Source organism: Paracoccus sp. SSK6 (assembly GCF_039770665.1).
Lineage (GTDB): Bacteria > Pseudomonadota > Alphaproteobacteria > Rhodobacterales > Rhodobacteraceae > Paracoccus.
The window spans coordinates 100,203-115,486 of sequence record NZ_JBDPNJ010000004.1 but is presented as its reverse complement, the minus strand read 5'-3'; the positions used below and the strand labels follow the sequence as shown (position 1 = coordinate 115,486).

The following is a 15,284-nucleotide window of genomic DNA, read 5'->3' as shown; positions in this document are numbered from 1 at the left end:
GTTGTGACCGCGCCCATGCCGCGGCCCGGCCCGCGCCTCATCCTCGGCTCGGCCAGTCCGCGCCGGCTGGAGCTTCTGGCCCAGATCGGCATCGTCCCCGATGACGTCCGCCAGGCTGACATCGACGAAACCCCGCTGAAAGGCGAGGGTGCGCGCGACTATGTCCGCCGCATCGCCCTGGCCAAGGCCGCCGCCTTCGACCTTGCCCCCGATGATGTCCTGCTTTGCGCCGACACCACCGTGGCGGTCGGCCGGCGCATCCTGGGCAAGCCCGCCTCGCGCGCCGAGGCGGCCGAGTTCATGCGCCTCATGTCCGGCCGCCGCCACCGCGTGCTGACCGCCGTGGCCATCCGCCACGCAGGCAAAACGCGCGAGCGGCTGGTGGAAACCACCGTGCGGATGCGGCCCATCGCCGCGGCCGAACTGGAAGCCTATCTGAACATCGGCGACTGGCAGGGCAAGGCCGGCGGTTATGCCATCCAGGGCGCTGCGGCGGCATTCATCCCCTGGATCCAGGGATCGTTTTCGTCGGTCGTGGGCCTGCCCCTGTCCGAGACCGCCGCGATGCTGGCGGCAAGCGGCATCATCATGAAGGAAACCACGCCATGAAGGGACGCCAGGTCGTTCTGGGCCAACTGTTCGGGGCCGAGGCCGCCGCGCTTCTGGAAGACGGCCGCCTGACCGACCTGCTGGTCGATGCCAGCGACCTTGCCTCCCTGGTGCCCGGCGACATCTGCCGGGGCGTGGTCGAACGGCTGATGAAGGGGCAGGGCGGCGTCTTCGTCCGCCTGCCGGACTGCCAGCGGGGCTATCTGCGCGACCGCTCGGGCCTTGGCGAGGGCCAGCCCCTGCTGGTACAGGTCACCGGCGTCGCGGATGAGGGCAAGGCCATTCCGCTGACCTCTCGCATCCTGTTCCGGGGCCGCCATGTGCTGGTGACGCCGGGCGCGCCGGGCATCAACGTCTCGCGCCGCATCCGGGATGAGGAAACGCGCGCCGAACTGGAGGCCTTGGGGGCAGACGCCTCACCGCCTGAAGGCACCGGCATCATCTTCCGCAGCCTGGCCGAACTGGCCCCTGCCGACGACATTGCCGATGAACTGCGTGGGCTTCTGGATCTCTCCGCCCGGATCCTGGCCGAGCAGGTAGGGCAGCCCGAACTGCTGTTGGGCGCGGCATCCCCGCACGAACAGGCCTGGATGGAATGGGCGGATCCCGAACCCGACGCGGTCGAGGAGGGCGAGGACAGCTTTGCCCGCTGCGGTGTGCTGGAAGCCGTCGATGCGCTTCTTTCGCCCGACATCCCGCTGCCCGGCGGCGCCCATGCGGTGATCGAGCCGACCCGCGCCCTGGTCGCCATCGACGTGAACACCGGCAACGATACCAGCCCAGCCGCCGCGCTGAAGGCCAACATCGCCCTTGCCCGCGACCTGCCGCGCCAGTTGCGCCTGCGCGGGCTTGGCGGGCAAGTGGTCGTGGATTTCGCGCCCGTGCCCAAGCGCGACCGGGCCACCCTGGACCAGGTGCTGCGCGCCGCCTTCAAGGGCGAAAGCGCGGAAACATCCCTGATCGGCTGGACCACCATGGGCCTTTACGAGATCAACCGCAAACGCGACCGGGTTCCCCTGTCGCGGCTTGCGAAAGAGGATGCGTGATGGCCTGCCCGATCTGCAACAAGGCCAGCGTGCCGGAATACCGCCCGTTCTGTTCGAAGCGCTGCGCCGATATCGACCTGGGCCGCTGGCTGCGCGGCGCCTATGTCATCCCTGGCCAGCCGCTTGACGACGTGGCGTCGGACGCGGATGAAAAAAACCTTGGCGGGGGACTGGACAGTGGCGACAAGCGCCCGTAAACACCGCGTCACGCCACGCGCCGAACGGTGCGACAGGTTGCCCGGATAGCTCAGTTGGTAGAGCAGCGGATTGAAAATCCGCGTGTCGGCGGTTCAAATCCGTCTCCGGGCACCATCTCCCTTCACTTGTCGCCTCTATAAATCCTTCACCAGCCGCAGCGCGTCATAGATCGCGGCGTGGGTGTTGCGCGCCGCCACCGCGTCGCCGATGCGGAACAGGCGGAAGCTGCCTTGCGGGTTGGTCCGCACCTCTTGCAGCCCGCCGGTGGTCAGCGCCTCGTAATCGACCTCGCCCCTGTTCGAGGAAAGCGGCTTCAGATCAAAGTAAAGCTCGTCCAGCGGCCTTGTGCCGTGGTTGACGACCACCTGATCGACGATCCGCTCGCGCGTCATGGCGCCATAGTCGCTGCCCAAGGCGGCGTGCAGCCGGTTGCCGTCACGCGTCACGGATTGCAGGCGCCAGGTCACGGTGAAGGTGGTGTCGCGCACTTGCAGGCTGCGCATGTAGGGGACCAGGTTCATCCCCATCACCTCGGGCGAGAAGGCGCGGTCGGGGGTGACGATTTCCACCCTGGCCCCCGTCGCGGCGATCAGGTCGGCGGCCTGCAGGGCGGCATGATCGCCCGCGTCGTCATAGACCAGCACGTTCTGACCCGGCTTCATGTCGCCCGACAGGATATCCCAGGCCGAGACGACAAGGTCGTTGCCTTCCACCAGCACCTCGGTATGCGGCAACCCGCCGGTGGCGATGATGACCTCGTCGGGACGGGTCTCCAGCACGTCATCGGCCTCGGCGAAGGTGTTGAAGCGGAAGGTCACGCCGTGCTTTTCGCACATGGCCAGGCGCCAGGCGATGATCGAGATCATGTCGCGCCGCCGTTCCTGAAGCGCGGTCAGGCGGATCTGGCCGCCGGGCTGGCCTGCGGCCTCGAAGACGGTTACGGCATGGCCGCGCTCGGCCGCGACACGGGCGGCCTCCATGCCGGCGGGGCCGGCACCGACGATGGTGACGCGCTTCTTCGTGGCTGCGGGCGGGATCGTGTGGGGCATCGTCTCCTCGCGCCCCGTGGCGGCATTGTGCAGGCAGAAGGCGAGGCCGCCCTGGTAGATGCGGTCCAGGCAATAGTTCGCGCCGACACAGGGGCGGATGTCGTCCTCGCGGCCCTCGACGATCTTTCGGACCAGATGCGGGTCGGCGATATGGGCGCGGGTCATGCCGACCATGTCCACCAGACCGGCGGCAATGGCATGGCGCGCGGTCGGCACGTCGGGGATCTTGGCGGCGTGGAAGGTGGGGAAGTTCGTGGCCCCCCGGATCTGGCCCGCGAAGTCCAGATGCGGAGCGTTGCGCATCCCCTGCACGGGGATCACGTCGGTCAGGCCCGCGTCGGTGTCGATATGGCCGCGCACCACGTTCAGGAAATCGACAAGCCCGCTGTCCTTGAGCTTCTGCGAAATGGCGATGCCGTCGCCCGCATCGAAGCCTCCGGGCAGGCATTCGTCGCCGGTATAGCGGACGCCGACGATGAAATCCGGTCCGCAGCGTTCGCGGATGCCGCGCAGGATGTCGAAGGTGAAGCGCAGCCGGTTGTCCAGATCGCCGCCATAGGGACCGTCCAGATCATTGGTCAAGGGCGACCAGAACTGGTCCATCAGGTGGCCATAGGCCTGGAGTTCCAGGCCATCCAGGCCCGCAGCCTTCATGCGTTCGGCGGCATCGACGTAATCGCCGATGATGCGGGCAATGTCCCAGTCCTCCATCTTCTTCGGGAAGGAGCGGTGCGCGGCCTCGCGTTCGTGGCTGGGCGAGACGACCGGCAGCCAGTCGGCCTTGTCCCAGCGGGTGCGCCGGCCCAGATGCGTCAGCTGGATCATCACCGCGCAGCCGTGGTCGTGGCATTCGTCGGCAAGCTGGCGCATCCAGCCCACCACCTCGTCCTTCCAGGCCAGGATGTTGTTGAAGACCGGCGGGCTGTCGCGCGACACGGATGCCGACCCCGCCGTCATGGTCAGCGCCACGCCCGCCTTGGCGCGTTCCACATGATAGGCGCGGTAGCGGTCCTTGGGCATCCCGTCCTCGGGGTAGGCCGGTTCGTGGCTGGTGATCATGATCCGGTTGCGCAGCGTCAGGTGCCTGAGCTGGAAGGGCTGGAGGAGGGGATCGTTCGACATGGCCTGCCTGCATGGGGTGGAAGATGTGCTGGCGGGATATTTGTCGGAATGTTCACATATGTCAATTATGAAGCCATCAGTGAACGTAATGCATCCAGAATTGCACATTCAGCTTGCCGGGCAGGACAGGATTGCTTATCGACAAGGCCATGGATCAGGTTGAAGCACCGGAAAGCGGATGGCGCGGATCGCGTGAAGGCTGGCTTGAGGCCGGCTATCAGGCGCTGATCGAGGGCGGCATCGACGCGGTCAAGATCCTGCCGCTGGCCAAGCGGCTGAAGCTGTCGCGCACCAGCTTCTATTGGTTCTTCGAGGATCGCGAGGCGCTGCTGGCCGCGCTGATCGACGGCTGGGAGGCGCGCACTACCCGGCCGCTGGTGGATGCGACCACCCACTATGCCGAAAGCCTGTCCGAGGCGATGCTGAACGTGCTGGCCTGCTTTCTGTCGGCCGATGTCTTTGACGCGCGCCTGGAATTCGCCGTGCGCAGCTGGGCCTTGCAGGATGAAGGGGTCGCGTCCCGCGTACGGGCCGCCGACGACGCGCGGCTTCGCGCCTTGCGCGGGATGATGGCGCGCTGGGGGCATGACCCGGCCGAGGCCGATGTCCGGGCAAGGACCATCTATCTGGTCCAGATCGGCTATATCTCCATGCAGACCAGCGAAGACATCGAGACGCGCCTTCAGCGCATTCCCCTGTATGTGAAGATCTATTCGGGGCGAGAGGCGGAGGCGCGAGAAATCGCCCGCTTCAATGCCGGGATCCGCCGTCGGCAGGCGTGACGGGTGGGGGCAGCACGCTTTCCCATGCAGCAAGGAGCCTTGCGGCGGTCATATGGGGAGGGGAGCGGGGACATGCGTCTGGGCATCATCGGCGCGACAGGCTGGCTGGGATCGGCCCTGGGGGGCCGTCTGCTGTCGCTGGGGATCGTCTCGCCCGGCGATCTGGTCCTTGCCAATCGCAGCGGGGCACGGGGCGATTATCACGGGCACAGGGTCAGGTGGGCGCGGGACGGCGCGGAACTGGCCGCGCTGTCGGATGTCATTGTCGTTTCGGTCAGGCCGGAGGACTGGCCCGCCTTGAGCCTGCGCGCCGAAGGCAGGCTGGTCCTGTCCTTCATGGCCGGGGTGGGCGCGGATCGGCTGGCATCCTGCGGCGGCCGCATCGTCCGCGCCATGCCCAATGCCGCGGCCGGGATCGGCGCCTCGTATTCGCCCTGGTGGGCCGACGGCGGCGTCACGGATGAGGATCGCCGGACGGTGACGGCGATCCTGTCGGCCATCGGCACGTCGGACGAGATCGCCGAGGAGGCCCAGATCGACCTGATGACCGCGCTGCCCGGATCGGGTGCGGCCTATCCTGCCCTGATGGCCGTGGCCATGGCCCGCTTCATGACCGACCGGGGCGTGCCCGAGGCCATCGCCTGGCGCGCGACCGAGGCCGCCGTTTGCGGGGGCGCCGCCATGCTGGCGGGCCGCATCGCCGACGCGCCCGCGCTTCTTGCCGCCTATCGCGATTATCGCGGCACCACTGCCGCAGGCCTGGATGCGGCGGAAGCGGGCGGGTTTTCCGCCGCCATCCGCAGCGCGCTTGAGGCCGCAACGAAAAAGGCCCAGGCGATGGCGGCGCCCGAGCCATGATCGCGGCCAAGCCGGGCAGCCTGCGCCGGTGCATCTTGGCGACGCCTGCCGGATGGCGCGGGGCTGCGAAAGGGCAAGGCGGCCCTTCCTCTTACCCCGCCAGCAGCGCCGCGTTGCCGCCTGCGGCGGTGGTGTCCACGCAAAGGTGGCGTTCATGGGCGACATGGGCCAGGTCGGGCAGGCCCGTGACAAGCTGCACGATCTCTCCGTCACGCGCGGCAAGCGCCCGGGCATAGGCGCGGCCCTGCGCCTCGTCGCCCCACCACAGGACGGCGGCCATGGCGGGCAGGCGGGTCAGCGTCTCGGGCGCCAGGGGGCCGTCTGCGCCCACCGCGTCACCGCCAAGGGCTCTTACAGCGGCGACCTGGGCTGCCACCGTTTCGGCACCAGGACCGAGGCAGAGGACCGGCGGGCGGGTATGGGCGGTCAGGCGGTTCAGTTCCCCGGTGGGGCCGGGCATCAGGCGTTCGTCGATCTTGCGCGATACATGGGCGGCAAGCCGGGCGCGGATGCGGCCTTCGTCGGCCTGACCCTGCCAGGTGCCTGACGCTTCTGGTGCCTCCGGCGCGAAGAAGCGCGGCACATAGCGCGGGCCGCCCGCCTTGGGTCCGGTGCCCGACAGGCCCTCGCCGCCGAAGGGTTGCGACCCCACCACCGCGCCGATCTGGTTGCGGTTCACATAGATGTTGCCGACATGGATGGCGTCGCTGATTTCCTGCACACGCGAGTCGATGCGGGTGTGCAGCCCGAAGGTCAGGCCGAAGCCGCGGGCGTTGATGTCGGCCACCACCTGGTCCAGCCTGTCGCCCCGGAAGGTCGCGACATGCAGGACGGGGCCGAAGATCTCGTGTTCCAGATCGGCGATGCCATCGACGCGAAGCATGGTGGGCGGGATGAAGGTGCCGCGCGCGGGCACGTCCAGCTTGTGGATCACGCGGTTGCCGTTGGCGGCGACATAGCCCGCGATATCGTCGCGCGCGCCCGTGTCGATCACCGGGCCGACATCGGTTGCCAGATCCCAGGGGTCGCCCACCACCAGCTCGTCCATCGCGCCCTGAATCATCGGGATCACATGCGGGGCGATGTCCTCCTGCACATAGAGGCAGCGCAGGGCCGAGCAGCGCTGCCCGGCGGACCGGAAAGCGCCGTTCACGATGTCGCGCACCGCCTGTTCGGGGAGCGCAGTCGAGTCCACGATCATCGCGTTCAGCCCGCCGGTTTCCGCGATCAGTGGCGTGCCGGGGGCCAGGTTCGCGGCCATGGTTCGCGCGATGGTCTGGGCGGTGGCGGTCGAGCCGGTGAAGACCACGCCCTTTACACGTGGATCCTGAGACAGCGCCGTGCCCACAACGCTGCCGCGCCCCGGCAGCAGTTGCAGGGCCGACAGGGGCACGCCTGCCTGGTGCAGCAGGCGGACACCATAAGCCGCGATGAGGGGCGTCGCCTCGGCAGGCTTGGCGATCACCGCATTGCCCGCCATCAGCGCCGCGGCGATCTGGCCGGTGAAGATCGCCAGCGGGAAGTTCCAGGGACTGATCGCGCCGACGATGCCGCGCGCGGTGCCGGGGTTCGCCTCGCCCTCGGTCGCATAATAGCGCAGGAAGTCCACCGCCTCGCGCAGTTCGGCCACGGCGTCGGCCAGGGTCTTGCCGGCCTCCTTCGCGAGGACGCCGAAGATCGGGCCGAAGTTTTCCTCATAAAGGTCGGCGGCGCGGCGCAGGACAGCGGCGCGTTTCGCAGCGGGTGCGTCCCAAAGGCGGGCATCGTCGATGGCGCGCGCGGCGGTTTCCGCATCGGCCATCATCACGGTGGCAATCTTCTCGCCCGTGGCGGGGTTCACCACGTCCTGCACCGTGCCGGTCGGCTGCGACACGGTCAGCGGCACCACATCGGACAGGGCCACGTCGCGCGCCGCATCGATCCGGGCCAGCGTCTGTTCGTCGCTGAGATCAAAGCCAGCCGAGTTCCGGCGTGACGCGCCATAGAGATCCGCAGGCGCCAGCAGGGACGCGGGGGCCTTGGCCGTGGCAAGCGCGTCGAAGGGATCGCGCGCGACCTCCTCGGGGCTGACGCTTTCATCGACGATCTGGTTCACGAAGCTGCTGTTCGCGCCATTTTCCAGCAACCGGCGCACCAGATAGGCCAAAAGGTCGCGATGCGCGCCGACGGGTGCATAGATGCGGCAGCGGCCCTTCGTTTCCCGCAGCACGATGTCATGCAGCCGCTCGCCCATGCCGTGCAGGCGCTGGAATTCGAAGCGGGTATCGCCCGCCATCTCCAGGATCGCGGCGACGGTATGGGCGTTGTGGGTGGCGAATTGCGGATAGATGCGGTCGCCGTAGCCGATCAGCTTGCGGGCATTGGCGATATAGCTGACATCGGTCGCGACCTTGCTGGTGAACAGCGGAAAGCCCGGATGGCCGTCCACCTGGGCGCGCTTCATCTCGCTGTCCCAATAGGCGCCCTTGACGAGGCGCACCATGATGCGGCGGTCCAGCCGCGTGGCCAGATCGTGCAGCCAGTCGATGGTCTGGCCCGCGCGCTTGCCATAGGCCTGCACGACCACGCCGAAGCCGTCCCATCCGGCCAGCGAGGGGTCGGGCAGCACCGCCTCGATGACCTTCAGCGACAGCACCAGCCGGTCCTGCTCCTCGGCGTCGATGTTCATGCCCATGTTCGCGGCCTTCGCCGCCTGCGCCAGCCGCAGCACCACCGGCACCAGTTCCCGCATCACGCGGGCTTCCTGCGCGACCTCGTAGCGGGGATGCAGCGCGGAGAGCTTGATCGAGATGCCGGGGTTCTGTTCGACCGAGCCCTTGTCGCAGGCCTTGGCAATGGCCGCGATGGCTTCGGCATAGGCGCGGGCATAGCGGGCAGCATCGGCCCCGGTCATCGCCGCCTCGCCCAGCATGTCGTAGCTGTAGGTGAAGCCCTGCTTCTCGCGCGTCCTGGCGCGGTCCAGGGCATCGGTGATGGTCTGGCCCAGCACGAACTGGCGGCCCATCTCCTTCATCGCCCGGCCCACGGCGGTGCGGATCACGGGTTCCCCAAGGCGGCGGACCATGCGGCGCAGCGTGCCCGCCTGGTCGTCGTCCAGAACCTTGCCCGTCAGCATCAGGGCCCAGGTGGATGCGTTGACCAGACTGGACGACGCCTCGCCCAGGTGCCTGCCCCAGTCGGACGGGGCGATCTTGTCTTCGATCAGCGCGTCGATGGTGATCTTGTCGGGCACGCGCAGCATCGCCTCGGCCAGGCACATCAGGGCCACGCCTTCACGGGTGGAGAGCCCGTATTCGGCCAGGAAATGCTCCATCAGGCTGGGCCGCGCCTCGGCCCGGATGCGGCGCACCAGATCGGCGGCGCGGGCGCTGATGGCGGCGCGGGCGTCGGGGGACAGGGCGGCCTGCGCCGTCAGGCGTTCCAGAAGCGGCGCCTCGTCCGCGAACTTGGCTTCGGTGGAAAAGACGCGCGTGCTGACGGGGGCCATGGCCTGTCTCCTTGACTGATCCGGCAGGAATATCAAAGATTGCCTAGGCCGTGTGCCTGAAGATCGGGCCAAGACTGGTCGATTGGAACATTCAAGAAGGCTTTTACAGGATGGATGTCAGGCTGGATGCCCTTGACCGCAAGATCCTTGCCGAACTGACCCGCAACGCCCGCATCCCCATCGCCGAACTGGCCCGCAAGGTCGGCCTGTCCAAGACCCCCGTGGCCCTGCGCATCAGGCACCTGGAGGAGATCGGCCTCATCACCGGATACCGCGCGATTCTGTCGCCCGTAAGGTTGGGGCTGACCCATGTCACCTATGTCGAGGTCAGCATGAGCGACACCCGCGAGGCCGCGCTGCAGCAGTTCAACGCCGCCGTCCGCGCCATCCCCGAGATCGAAGAATGCTACATGATCGCAGGCGGCTTCGACTATCTGGTCAAGGTCCGCTCGCGCGACATGGCCGATTTCCGGCGCATCATGGCCGAGAAGATCTCGGGCCTGCCCCATATCAGCAACACGTCAAGCTATGTCTCGATGGAAGCCGTGGTGGAACAGACCTTTACGATGGGCTGAGGGACGCGTCCTGGAGGAGGCCGGGGCCTTTCCGATGCCCATGCGAGGGGGTCGCGGAATGTCCGCGCCGCGCTTCGCCCGCCCTTGCCATGCCGCCCGGATATATGCTGTTCGACGAGGTGACAGTGCTGGGCACGCTGCGGATGCCAGCATAAGAGGAGATGACGATGATCTGCGTCACGGATGAGATGAAGTTCGCCCGCGAGGGCTTTGACCACGCGGCCTCAAGGGGCGCCGAAATCGCACCACCGGAACAGTTGTTCGCATCGGGGCCGTCATGCCGGACATGATCGTCATCGGGGCCGGGGTCGTCGGCCTGTCCTCTGCCCTGGCCTTGCAGGCGCGCGGGGTGCCGGTCACGGTGATCGACCGCGAAGGCCCCGCCGCCGGGGCTTCGGCGGGAAATGCCGGGGCCTTCGCCTTTACTGATATCCTGCCGCTCGCCTCGCCCGGCATCCTGCGCAAGGCGCCCCGCTGGCTGCTGGATCCGCTGGGGCCGCTGTCGGTGCCGCCGGCCTATGCGCTGCGGATCGCGCCCTGGATGCTCCGCTTCTGGCGGGCCTGTTCGCCCGCCCGCGTCGCGGCCTCGACCACGGCGCAGACGGCGCTGATGGACCTGTCCAGGGCCGAGCTTGAGCCCTTCCTGGAGGCCACCGGCACGCGGGCGATGCTGCGCAAGGAGGGGAACCTGCAGGTCTATGAAGGGCAGGCCGAATTCGATGCCTCGCTGCCCGGATGGCAGGCGCGCGCCGATCACGGCATCGACTTCCGCCACATGACGCCCGAGGAGATGGCCGGGATCCAGCCTGGCCTGTCGCCGCGCTTCACCCATGGCACCTTCACGCCCGGCTGGTTTTCCATCGCCGACCCGCGTGACTATGTCCTGGCTCTGGCCCAGCGTTTCCGCGCGAACGGCGGGCGGATCGTCATCACCCAGGCGACCGCGTTGACGGATGACGGCGTCGTCACCGACACGGGGCGGATGCGGGGCAGGGTGGTGCTGGCGGCGGGGGCGTTCTCTCACCGTCTTGCGCGGACGCTGGGGGTGCGCATCCCGCTGGAAACCGAACGCGGCTACAACACCACGCTGCCGGGCGATGCCTTCGACCTGCGCACCCAGGTGACTTTCGGCGGTCATGGGTTCGTGGTGACGCGGCTGTCCACGGGCATCCGCGTGGGCGGCGCGGTGGAATTGGGCGGGCTGACGCTGCCCCCGAATTTCCGGCGGTCGCAGGCGATGCTGGACAAGGCCGCAGCCTTCCTGCCGGGGCTGAAAACCACGGGCGGGACGCAATGGATGGGTTTCCGCCCGTCCTTGCCCGACAGCCTGCCCGCCATCGGCCCGCTGCCCGGCCAAGCCAACGTCCTCTGCGCCTTCGGCCATGGCCATCTGGGCCTGACGCAATCGGCGGGCACCGCGCGGATCGTGGCCGATCTTGCGACAGGCGCCACGCCCCCCATCGACCTTGCGCCCTTTTCCCCGGCGCGGTTCCGAAGGATGCTGTGACGCATCTTCCCCTGCATGGCTTGTCCCGCTGCGTCACCCGGTTCGGCCAAGCGGCGCCGAGGGGACGGGCGGGCAACGACCTGCCGCAATGGGTTCAGGGTTCGCAGGCGCCGCAACCGCCGATCTTCAGGCGGCAGGCGCCAGGTCGCGCAGGGCGTCCTCGGTCAACTGGCGCCCCAGATTGGCCCGGTGTTCAAGCCTGCGCCGCCCATAGTCGAAGGCCTTGCCCGCGAAATCGTCCTGGGGATCGGTCAGGACGATGTGCCGGAACCGGCGGCCGCTCAGGTCGCAGTTCTGGATGATGCGGGCGGATTGGCCCGCGAAGACAAGCTCCTGCGCGCGGCAGGCGATGCCGTCCATTGTCTGGGAGAGCGGTTTTTGCAGTTCGTAAAGGTCAAGGGCCAGGATCAGGGCGTCGCCCGGACGGTCCAGCAGCGGGCGCAGCGGCAGGTTCTCGCAAGTGCCGGGATCGAAGAAATGCCGCCCGTCGAGGGTGACGGGGGGAAACAGGACCGGCAGGGCAGTGCTGGCCATGAGATGATCCGCCGTCAGCGGGGTGTCGGTGTTGCGAAAGGCCACGATCTCGCCCGTCTCGGCATCCAGGGCGGTCATCGTCACCTCGATGTCGCCGCCATTCAGGCGGTCGAAGTCGATCAGGTCTTCCAGCAGGCGCCGCATCCGCTGGCGCCGGAACAGCGCCCGGTCGGGGGGCATATCCGGCAGGATTTCCAGCGCGCCCGGCCATGACGGCACGAAAAGCGAGGAATGGCCCATGGCAAGCGTGCGGGCGACGGCGCTGCGCCTGCCCACCAGGGGGCGCAGCTTGCCGATGCGGGACAGGAAGTCCTCCAGAACCTCGGCACGGCGGTCCGGCGCGTTTCCGGCGATCAGCGCGGCGATGACGGCCCCGATCGAGGCGCCGGCCATGCGCGTGACGCGCAGTCCCGCCGCCTCGATCGCCTGCCAGGCACCGGCATGGAACGCGCCAAGCGCGTTCCCGCCGGCAAGGCACAGCCATGTCTCCAATGGCTCAGCCCATCCGCTGCCGGATCGCCCGAAGCATCGACAGGTGGGAATCGATCGCCGGGACCGCCACGATCGAGGCGCCTTGCGCGCGGGGATCGCTGCCGCCCTTGGCATAGCTTGCGTGAAGGGCGCGCAATTGTTCATGGCCAGTCAATTGGCCGTCCAGGTATTTCATGTCGAATTCCGGGCCTGCGGGCAAGGCGGTCAGTTCCTCCAGCATGGCGGCATGTTCGGGCGTCAACTGTTCGGACGGGGCGGCGCCGAAAGCCTGCGCGACGGCCTGCTGTTCCGAAATCTCAAGCGCGGAAAAGGCCTTGACCGCCGGGTCGGCGGCCCGGTCCGCAGCAAGGCGGCTGGTCAGAAGGGCAAAGTTTCCGGCCAGCAGGATCGGCTGCTTTTCCCTGTCTGGCGCGGTTTGCGCAAAACCGGGCCCGGTTGCAGGCATCATGGCGGCCAAGGCCCCGGCTGCGAAAAGGGTTCTACGGTCCATCCTGGATCTCCTGTCATGGGACAGGGCGCAAACCGGCCCGGTGGCACTATAGTTCCGGGGGTTGCTTTTTGTTGATGGCGCGTCCCCCTTTGGTCGGTCCGCCGGTGACCGGCAGCGGGCGCATCGCGGAAAGGAGCCGCCGGAGCGGCCCCTCGGGCAGGGTGCATCGCCTGGCGGTCTTACGCCCCGGCAGAATTGTCCGGGCTGTCCTGGCGGTCCAGTTCCCGTTCGATGGTGTCGCGGTCCCCTTCGGCCGGGTCTTCCTGCAGCCTGTGCGGCGGGGTCTCGCCACCGGCGGATTCATCCGTCGCCTGCTGCCAATGCTCGGCATGCTTGCCTTCGGGGCGGCCTTGTTCCTCCCACAATTGATAGGCGCGCTGCCGGATCTTGTCTTCGGGATGGTCGGTCATGGCGTTTTCCTCCTGTGAATGGGCGCGGAACAGCAGAGGCGGCGGAATGTTCCCGCGACCTGCCCGAACCGGCGCATCCCCTTGTGGGCAGGGCCTTTCCATACAGGGAATTGCGGCCGGCAGGATGCGCCCCCTTGACCCCCTTAACTTAAATTAACCACTAGCATGGGTTGCAGAGGTTTACATAAAGTTGAACCGGAATAGCATCGCCGTGCTTATTGCTTGCAAGCGGTCCTTTATCGACCGGCCATGCTGGGAGCCTTCAATGACAATGAACTCTCTTCGTATTCTTGTTGTCGAAGACGACTATTTCGCCGCGACACGGCTGACGCAGGAAATCACGGCGGCGGGGGATGTGGTCGTCGGCCCCTTTGCCGACGTGCACGAGGCGATCAGCCGCGTGGGCACCGTCCAGGCCGCCATCCTGGACGTGAGGGTCCGGGACGAGACATCTTTCGATGTCGCGGATTCGCTGTTCCGCAGCGACGTGCCCTTCGTGTTCCTGACGGGCTATGGGCCCAAGGTCATCCCGCCGCGTTTTCAGGGGCAGCGCGTTTACGCCAAGCCCAGCCATGCCGATCCGATCCTGCATGACCTGCACCAGCAGCACCGCCAGAATGTCCCGCAGGACAGCGAAAGCATGGAAACGATCGTGCTGGACATGATCCACCGCTCATGCGCCGTCATGCCCGACCGCGCCTCGGCCGACCGGCTGGTCGAGGCGGCGTTGCTGCGGGCCATCGCCGACACCAGGGAAGGCCGGATACCGGACGACATCCGCCCCTACATGATGGCGCTCTTGGACGAGGAATATCGCCTGCGGGGCCGGACCTACCTGCACTGACCGTCAGGACCGCCTTGGCGGGGCGGATCTTGCCTGAACCAGGGCCTGGCGCAACTGGAACGCCAAGTCCAGAAGCCGGTCGGGCACGGCCTCGCGTTCGACCTGGCGGCCCCAGTTCCTGAGTTCCGCGTCCATGTCTTTGTCCTGTTCGGGTTCCTTCATCATCCGTCCGCTCCGTTCCTGAAAGATCTTCCCCTCCCGATTTCCGGGGCCAAGGCTAGCCATCCATTGATTTCCGCAGGATCTGGCGGGCGCGGAACACCCGGCTTTTCACCGTGCCGACATCGCAGTTCAGCACCGCGGCGGCATGGAGATAGCTTTCCCCCAGCACGGCGACCAGGACCAGGGCCTCGCGGTAGTGGACCGGCATGGCGTTCACGATCGCCAGCATCTCGCCCTGACGCAGATGCCATTCCTGGCTGGGTTGGCTTTGGGGCAGGGCGGAGACGCAATCGGCGCCGCCCGTCATTTCCCGGCTGGCGCGGCGGCAGTTGTTGTAGAACCGGCTGCGCATGATCGTGAAAAGCCAGGCTCGCAGATGGGTGCCCGGCCGATAGCTGTGGGCGTATTCGATGGCGCGCAGCAGCGTTTCCTGGACCAGGTCGTCGGCATCCTGCGCCTTGCGGCATAGTGACCGGGCATAGGACCGCAGGGCGGGCAGGTGATGCAGGATATCGTCGCTTGGGGCAGGGGCCACCGCCATCGGCGGGGGGACATGCCGCCGGGGGGCGTCCGTCAGGTTTTCCGATTTCAGGGCCATCGGGCCTCCTGTTTGATGCTGGTGGCCGATGCGCGGGCAAGGGCCGTTCTTCTGATTGCAAGGGCGCTCGTCATTCTCGTCAAGGGGCCGCCGCCGGTCATGCACGGACAGGAACATGAAACGCGCAACGCTGCCTGCCGGGCGGCGGCCGAAAACCGGCCACGAGCCATGATCGAGCTTATCCCCCTTCCACAAGGATTTGTCCGTCGTCGGTTCACGGCGGCCTGAACCACCATGCAATCTGTTGGTTCCAGGGGAACCATGAAATATCAGGAATGGGCGGAAGGGAATAAGGGCGCATGACCGGACAGGGCGACGACGAAAAGCGAAACAGCGATCCGGGCAGCGATCTGTCCCACCTGCGTGCCATGGTCGAGGCAGAGCCGGTGCCCGAACGGCTGAGGCTGCTGGCCCACCGCCTTGCCGAGGCGCTGGAGGCTGCGCGCAACAAGCATTAGAGCCCCCGCGACCCGGATCGGCATTGCGGCGATGGCAGGTGAGGGTCGCCGCGCGCCCGGCCC

Annotated in this window: 17 protein-coding genes and 1 tRNA gene; 11 read left to right on the top strand and 7 right to left on the bottom strand. The window is 67.5% G+C overall.

Annotated elements, in window-relative coordinates; translation table 11 throughout:
* Nucleotides 1–15 precede the first annotated feature (15 nt).
* The 4 genes from AAIL68_RS04765 (at nt 16) to AAIL68_RS04750 (ending at nt 1,967) form a co-directional block, all read left to right on the top strand.
* Nucleotides 16–609, top strand: a complete 594-nt coding sequence (locus AAIL68_RS04765; protein WP_347138417.1) for a Maf family protein — start codon at nt 16–18, stop codon at nt 607–609.
* Nucleotides 606–1,655: a ribonuclease E/G gene (locus AAIL68_RS04760; RefSeq protein ID WP_347138416.1), complete on the top strand. Its 1,050-nt coding sequence runs from the start codon at nt 606–608 to the stop codon at nt 1,653–1,655. The genes AAIL68_RS04765 and AAIL68_RS04760 overlap by 4 nt, the downstream gene beginning before the upstream one ends.
* Nucleotides 1,655–1,852, top strand: coding sequence for a DNA gyrase inhibitor YacG (yacG, locus tag AAIL68_RS04755; protein ID WP_347138415.1), 198 nt, complete (start codon nt 1,655–1,657; stop codon nt 1,850–1,852). The genes AAIL68_RS04760 and yacG overlap by 1 nt, the downstream gene beginning before the upstream one ends.
* A 39-nt stretch (nt 1,853–1,891) precedes the next feature.
* Nucleotides 1,892–1,967: transfer RNA gene (locus AAIL68_RS04750), tRNA-Phe, on the top strand.
* A 20-nt stretch (nt 1,968–1,987) separates the two neighbouring features.
* On the opposite strand, the gene hpbA is transcribed toward AAIL68_RS04750, so the two are convergent.
* Nucleotides 1,988–4,024 (bottom strand): N-methyl-L-proline N-demethylase HpbA, encoded by a 2,037-nt coding sequence (gene hpbA / locus AAIL68_RS04745; RefSeq protein WP_347138414.1) that lies wholly within the window; start codon nt 4,022–4,024, stop codon nt 1,988–1,990.
* 149 nt (nt 4,025–4,173) lie between these two features.
* On the opposite strand from hpbA, the gene AAIL68_RS04740 reads away from it, so the two are divergent.
* Together AAIL68_RS04740 and AAIL68_RS04735 are read left to right on the top strand one after the other, a co-directional pair.
* The gene (locus AAIL68_RS04740) at nt 4,174–4,806 is read left to right on the top strand and encodes a TetR/AcrR family transcriptional regulator (protein WP_347138413.1); all 633 of its coding nucleotides are present in this window, start codon (nt 4,174–4,176) and stop codon (nt 4,804–4,806) included.
* 72 nt (nt 4,807–4,878) lie between these two features.
* Entirely contained in the window at nt 4,879–5,664 is a 786-nt protein-coding gene (locus AAIL68_RS04735) for a pyrroline-5-carboxylate reductase dimerization domain-containing protein (protein WP_347138411.1), read from the top strand.
* Nucleotides 5,665–5,755: 91 nt separating this feature from the next.
* Here the strand turns inward: AAIL68_RS04735 and putA are convergent, their stop codons facing one another.
* On the bottom strand, nt 5,756–9,151 hold the full coding sequence (gene putA, locus AAIL68_RS04730; protein ID WP_347138410.1) for a bifunctional proline dehydrogenase/L-glutamate gamma-semialdehyde dehydrogenase PutA: 3,396 nt from the start codon (nt 9,149–9,151) through the stop codon (nt 5,756–5,758).
* Nucleotides 9,152–9,261: 110 nt separating this feature from the next.
* Between putA and AAIL68_RS04725 the strand changes: the two genes are divergently transcribed.
* A complete protein-coding gene (locus tag AAIL68_RS04725; RefSeq protein WP_347138409.1) occupies nt 9,262–9,726 on the top strand; it encodes an Lrp/AsnC family transcriptional regulator in 465 nt (154 codons plus the stop codon).
* Between the two features lie 277 nt (nt 9,727–10,003).
* Nucleotides 10,004–11,233 (top strand): FAD-dependent oxidoreductase, encoded by a 1,230-nt coding sequence (locus AAIL68_RS04720; protein ID WP_347138407.1) that lies wholly within the window; start codon nt 10,004–10,006, stop codon nt 11,231–11,233.
* Between the two features lie 126 nt (nt 11,234–11,359).
* Here AAIL68_RS04720 and AAIL68_RS04715 read toward each other — a convergent pair whose 3' ends face one another.
* The 3 genes from AAIL68_RS04715 to AAIL68_RS04705 form a co-directional block, all read right to left on the bottom strand.
* Complete coding sequence (locus tag AAIL68_RS04715) at nt 11,360–12,259, bottom strand: patatin-like phospholipase family protein (protein ID WP_347138405.1); 900 nt, start codon at nt 12,257–12,259, stop codon at nt 11,360–11,362.
* 4 nt (nt 12,260–12,263) lie between these two features.
* Nucleotides 12,264–12,749 (bottom strand): DUF4142 domain-containing protein, encoded by a 486-nt coding sequence (locus AAIL68_RS04710; protein ID WP_347138404.1) that lies wholly within the window; start codon nt 12,747–12,749, stop codon nt 12,264–12,266.
* A gap of 179 nt (nt 12,750–12,928) precedes the next feature.
* Complete coding sequence (locus AAIL68_RS04705; protein ID WP_347138403.1) at nt 12,929–13,159, bottom strand: DUF2934 domain-containing protein; 231 nt, start codon at nt 13,157–13,159, stop codon at nt 12,929–12,931.
* Between the two features lie 271 nt (nt 13,160–13,430).
* On the opposite strand from AAIL68_RS04705, the gene AAIL68_RS04700 reads away from it, so the two are divergent.
* The gene (locus tag AAIL68_RS04700) at nt 13,431–14,003 is read left to right on the top strand and encodes a response regulator (RefSeq protein WP_347138402.1); all 573 of its coding nucleotides are present in this window, start codon (nt 13,431–13,433) and stop codon (nt 14,001–14,003) included.
* A gap of 3 nt (nt 14,004–14,006) precedes the next feature.
* On the opposite strand, the gene AAIL68_RS04695 is transcribed toward AAIL68_RS04700, so the two are convergent.
* On the bottom strand, nt 14,007–14,168 hold the full coding sequence (locus tag AAIL68_RS04695) for a hypothetical protein (protein ID WP_347138401.1): 162 nt from the start codon (nt 14,166–14,168) through the stop codon (nt 14,007–14,009).
* A 52-nt stretch (nt 14,169–14,220) separates the two neighbouring features.
* Nucleotides 14,221–14,763: a sigma-70 family RNA polymerase sigma factor gene (locus AAIL68_RS04690; RefSeq protein WP_347138400.1), complete on the bottom strand. Its 543-nt coding sequence runs from the start codon at nt 14,761–14,763 to the stop codon at nt 14,221–14,223.
* A 15-nt stretch (nt 14,764–14,778) separates the two neighbouring features.
* On the opposite strand from AAIL68_RS04690, the gene AAIL68_RS04685 reads away from it, so the two are divergent.
* Entirely contained in the window at nt 14,779–14,991 is a 213-nt protein-coding gene (locus AAIL68_RS04685; protein WP_347138399.1) for a hypothetical protein, read from the top strand.
* A 71-nt stretch (nt 14,992–15,062) separates the two neighbouring features.
* On the top strand, nt 15,063–15,221 hold the full coding sequence (locus AAIL68_RS04680; RefSeq protein WP_347138398.1) for a hypothetical protein: 159 nt from the start codon (nt 15,063–15,065) through the stop codon (nt 15,219–15,221).
* The last annotated feature ends 63 nt before the right edge of the window (nt 15,222–15,284 follow it).

Excerpts from the sequence above, each read along its gene's own strand:
- AAIL68_RS04765 (WP_347138417.1), top strand. The coding sequence starts at position 16 with ATGCCGCGGCCCGGCCCGCGCCTCATCCTCGGCTCGGCCAGTCCGCGC.
- AAIL68_RS04760 (WP_347138416.1), top strand. The coding sequence starts at position 606 with ATGAAGGGACGCCAGGTCGTTCTGGGCCAACTGTTCGGGGCCGAGGCC.
- yacG (WP_347138415.1), top strand. The coding sequence starts at position 1,655 with ATGGCCTGCCCGATCTGCAACAAGGCCAGCGTGCCGGAATACCGCCCG.
- hpbA (WP_347138414.1), bottom strand. The coding sequence starts at position 4,024 with ATGTCGAACGATCCCCTCCTCCAGCCCTTCCAGCTCAGGCACCTGACG.
- AAIL68_RS04740 (WP_347138413.1), top strand. The coding sequence starts at position 4,174 with ATGGATCAGGTTGAAGCACCGGAAAGCGGATGGCGCGGATCGCGTGAA.
- AAIL68_RS04735 (WP_347138411.1), top strand. The coding sequence starts at position 4,879 with ATGCGTCTGGGCATCATCGGCGCGACAGGCTGGCTGGGATCGGCCCTG.
- putA (WP_347138410.1), bottom strand. The coding sequence starts at position 9,151 with ATGGCCCCCGTCAGCACGCGCGTCTTTTCCACCGAAGCCAAGTTCGCG.
- AAIL68_RS04725 (WP_347138409.1), top strand. The coding sequence starts at position 9,262 with ATGGATGTCAGGCTGGATGCCCTTGACCGCAAGATCCTTGCCGAACTG.
- AAIL68_RS04720 (WP_347138407.1), top strand. The coding sequence starts at position 10,004 with ATGCCGGACATGATCGTCATCGGGGCCGGGGTCGTCGGCCTGTCCTCT.
- AAIL68_RS04710 (WP_347138404.1), bottom strand. The coding sequence starts at position 12,749 with ATGGACCGTAGAACCCTTTTCGCAGCCGGGGCCTTGGCCGCCATGATG.
- AAIL68_RS04705 (WP_347138403.1), bottom strand. The coding sequence starts at position 13,159 with ATGACCGACCATCCCGAAGACAAGATCCGGCAGCGCGCCTATCAATTG.
- AAIL68_RS04700 (WP_347138402.1), top strand. The coding sequence starts at position 13,431 with ATGAACTCTCTTCGTATTCTTGTTGTCGAAGACGACTATTTCGCCGCG.
- AAIL68_RS04695 (WP_347138401.1), bottom strand. The coding sequence starts at position 14,168 with ATGATGAAGGAACCCGAACAGGACAAAGACATGGACGCGGAACTCAGG.
- AAIL68_RS04690 (WP_347138400.1), bottom strand. The coding sequence starts at position 14,763 with ATGGCCCTGAAATCGGAAAACCTGACGGACGCCCCCCGGCGGCATGTC.
- AAIL68_RS04685 (WP_347138399.1), top strand. The coding sequence starts at position 14,779 with ATGCTGGTGGCCGATGCGCGGGCAAGGGCCGTTCTTCTGATTGCAAGG.
- AAIL68_RS04680 (WP_347138398.1), top strand. The coding sequence starts at position 15,063 with ATGACCGGACAGGGCGACGACGAAAAGCGAAACAGCGATCCGGGCAGC.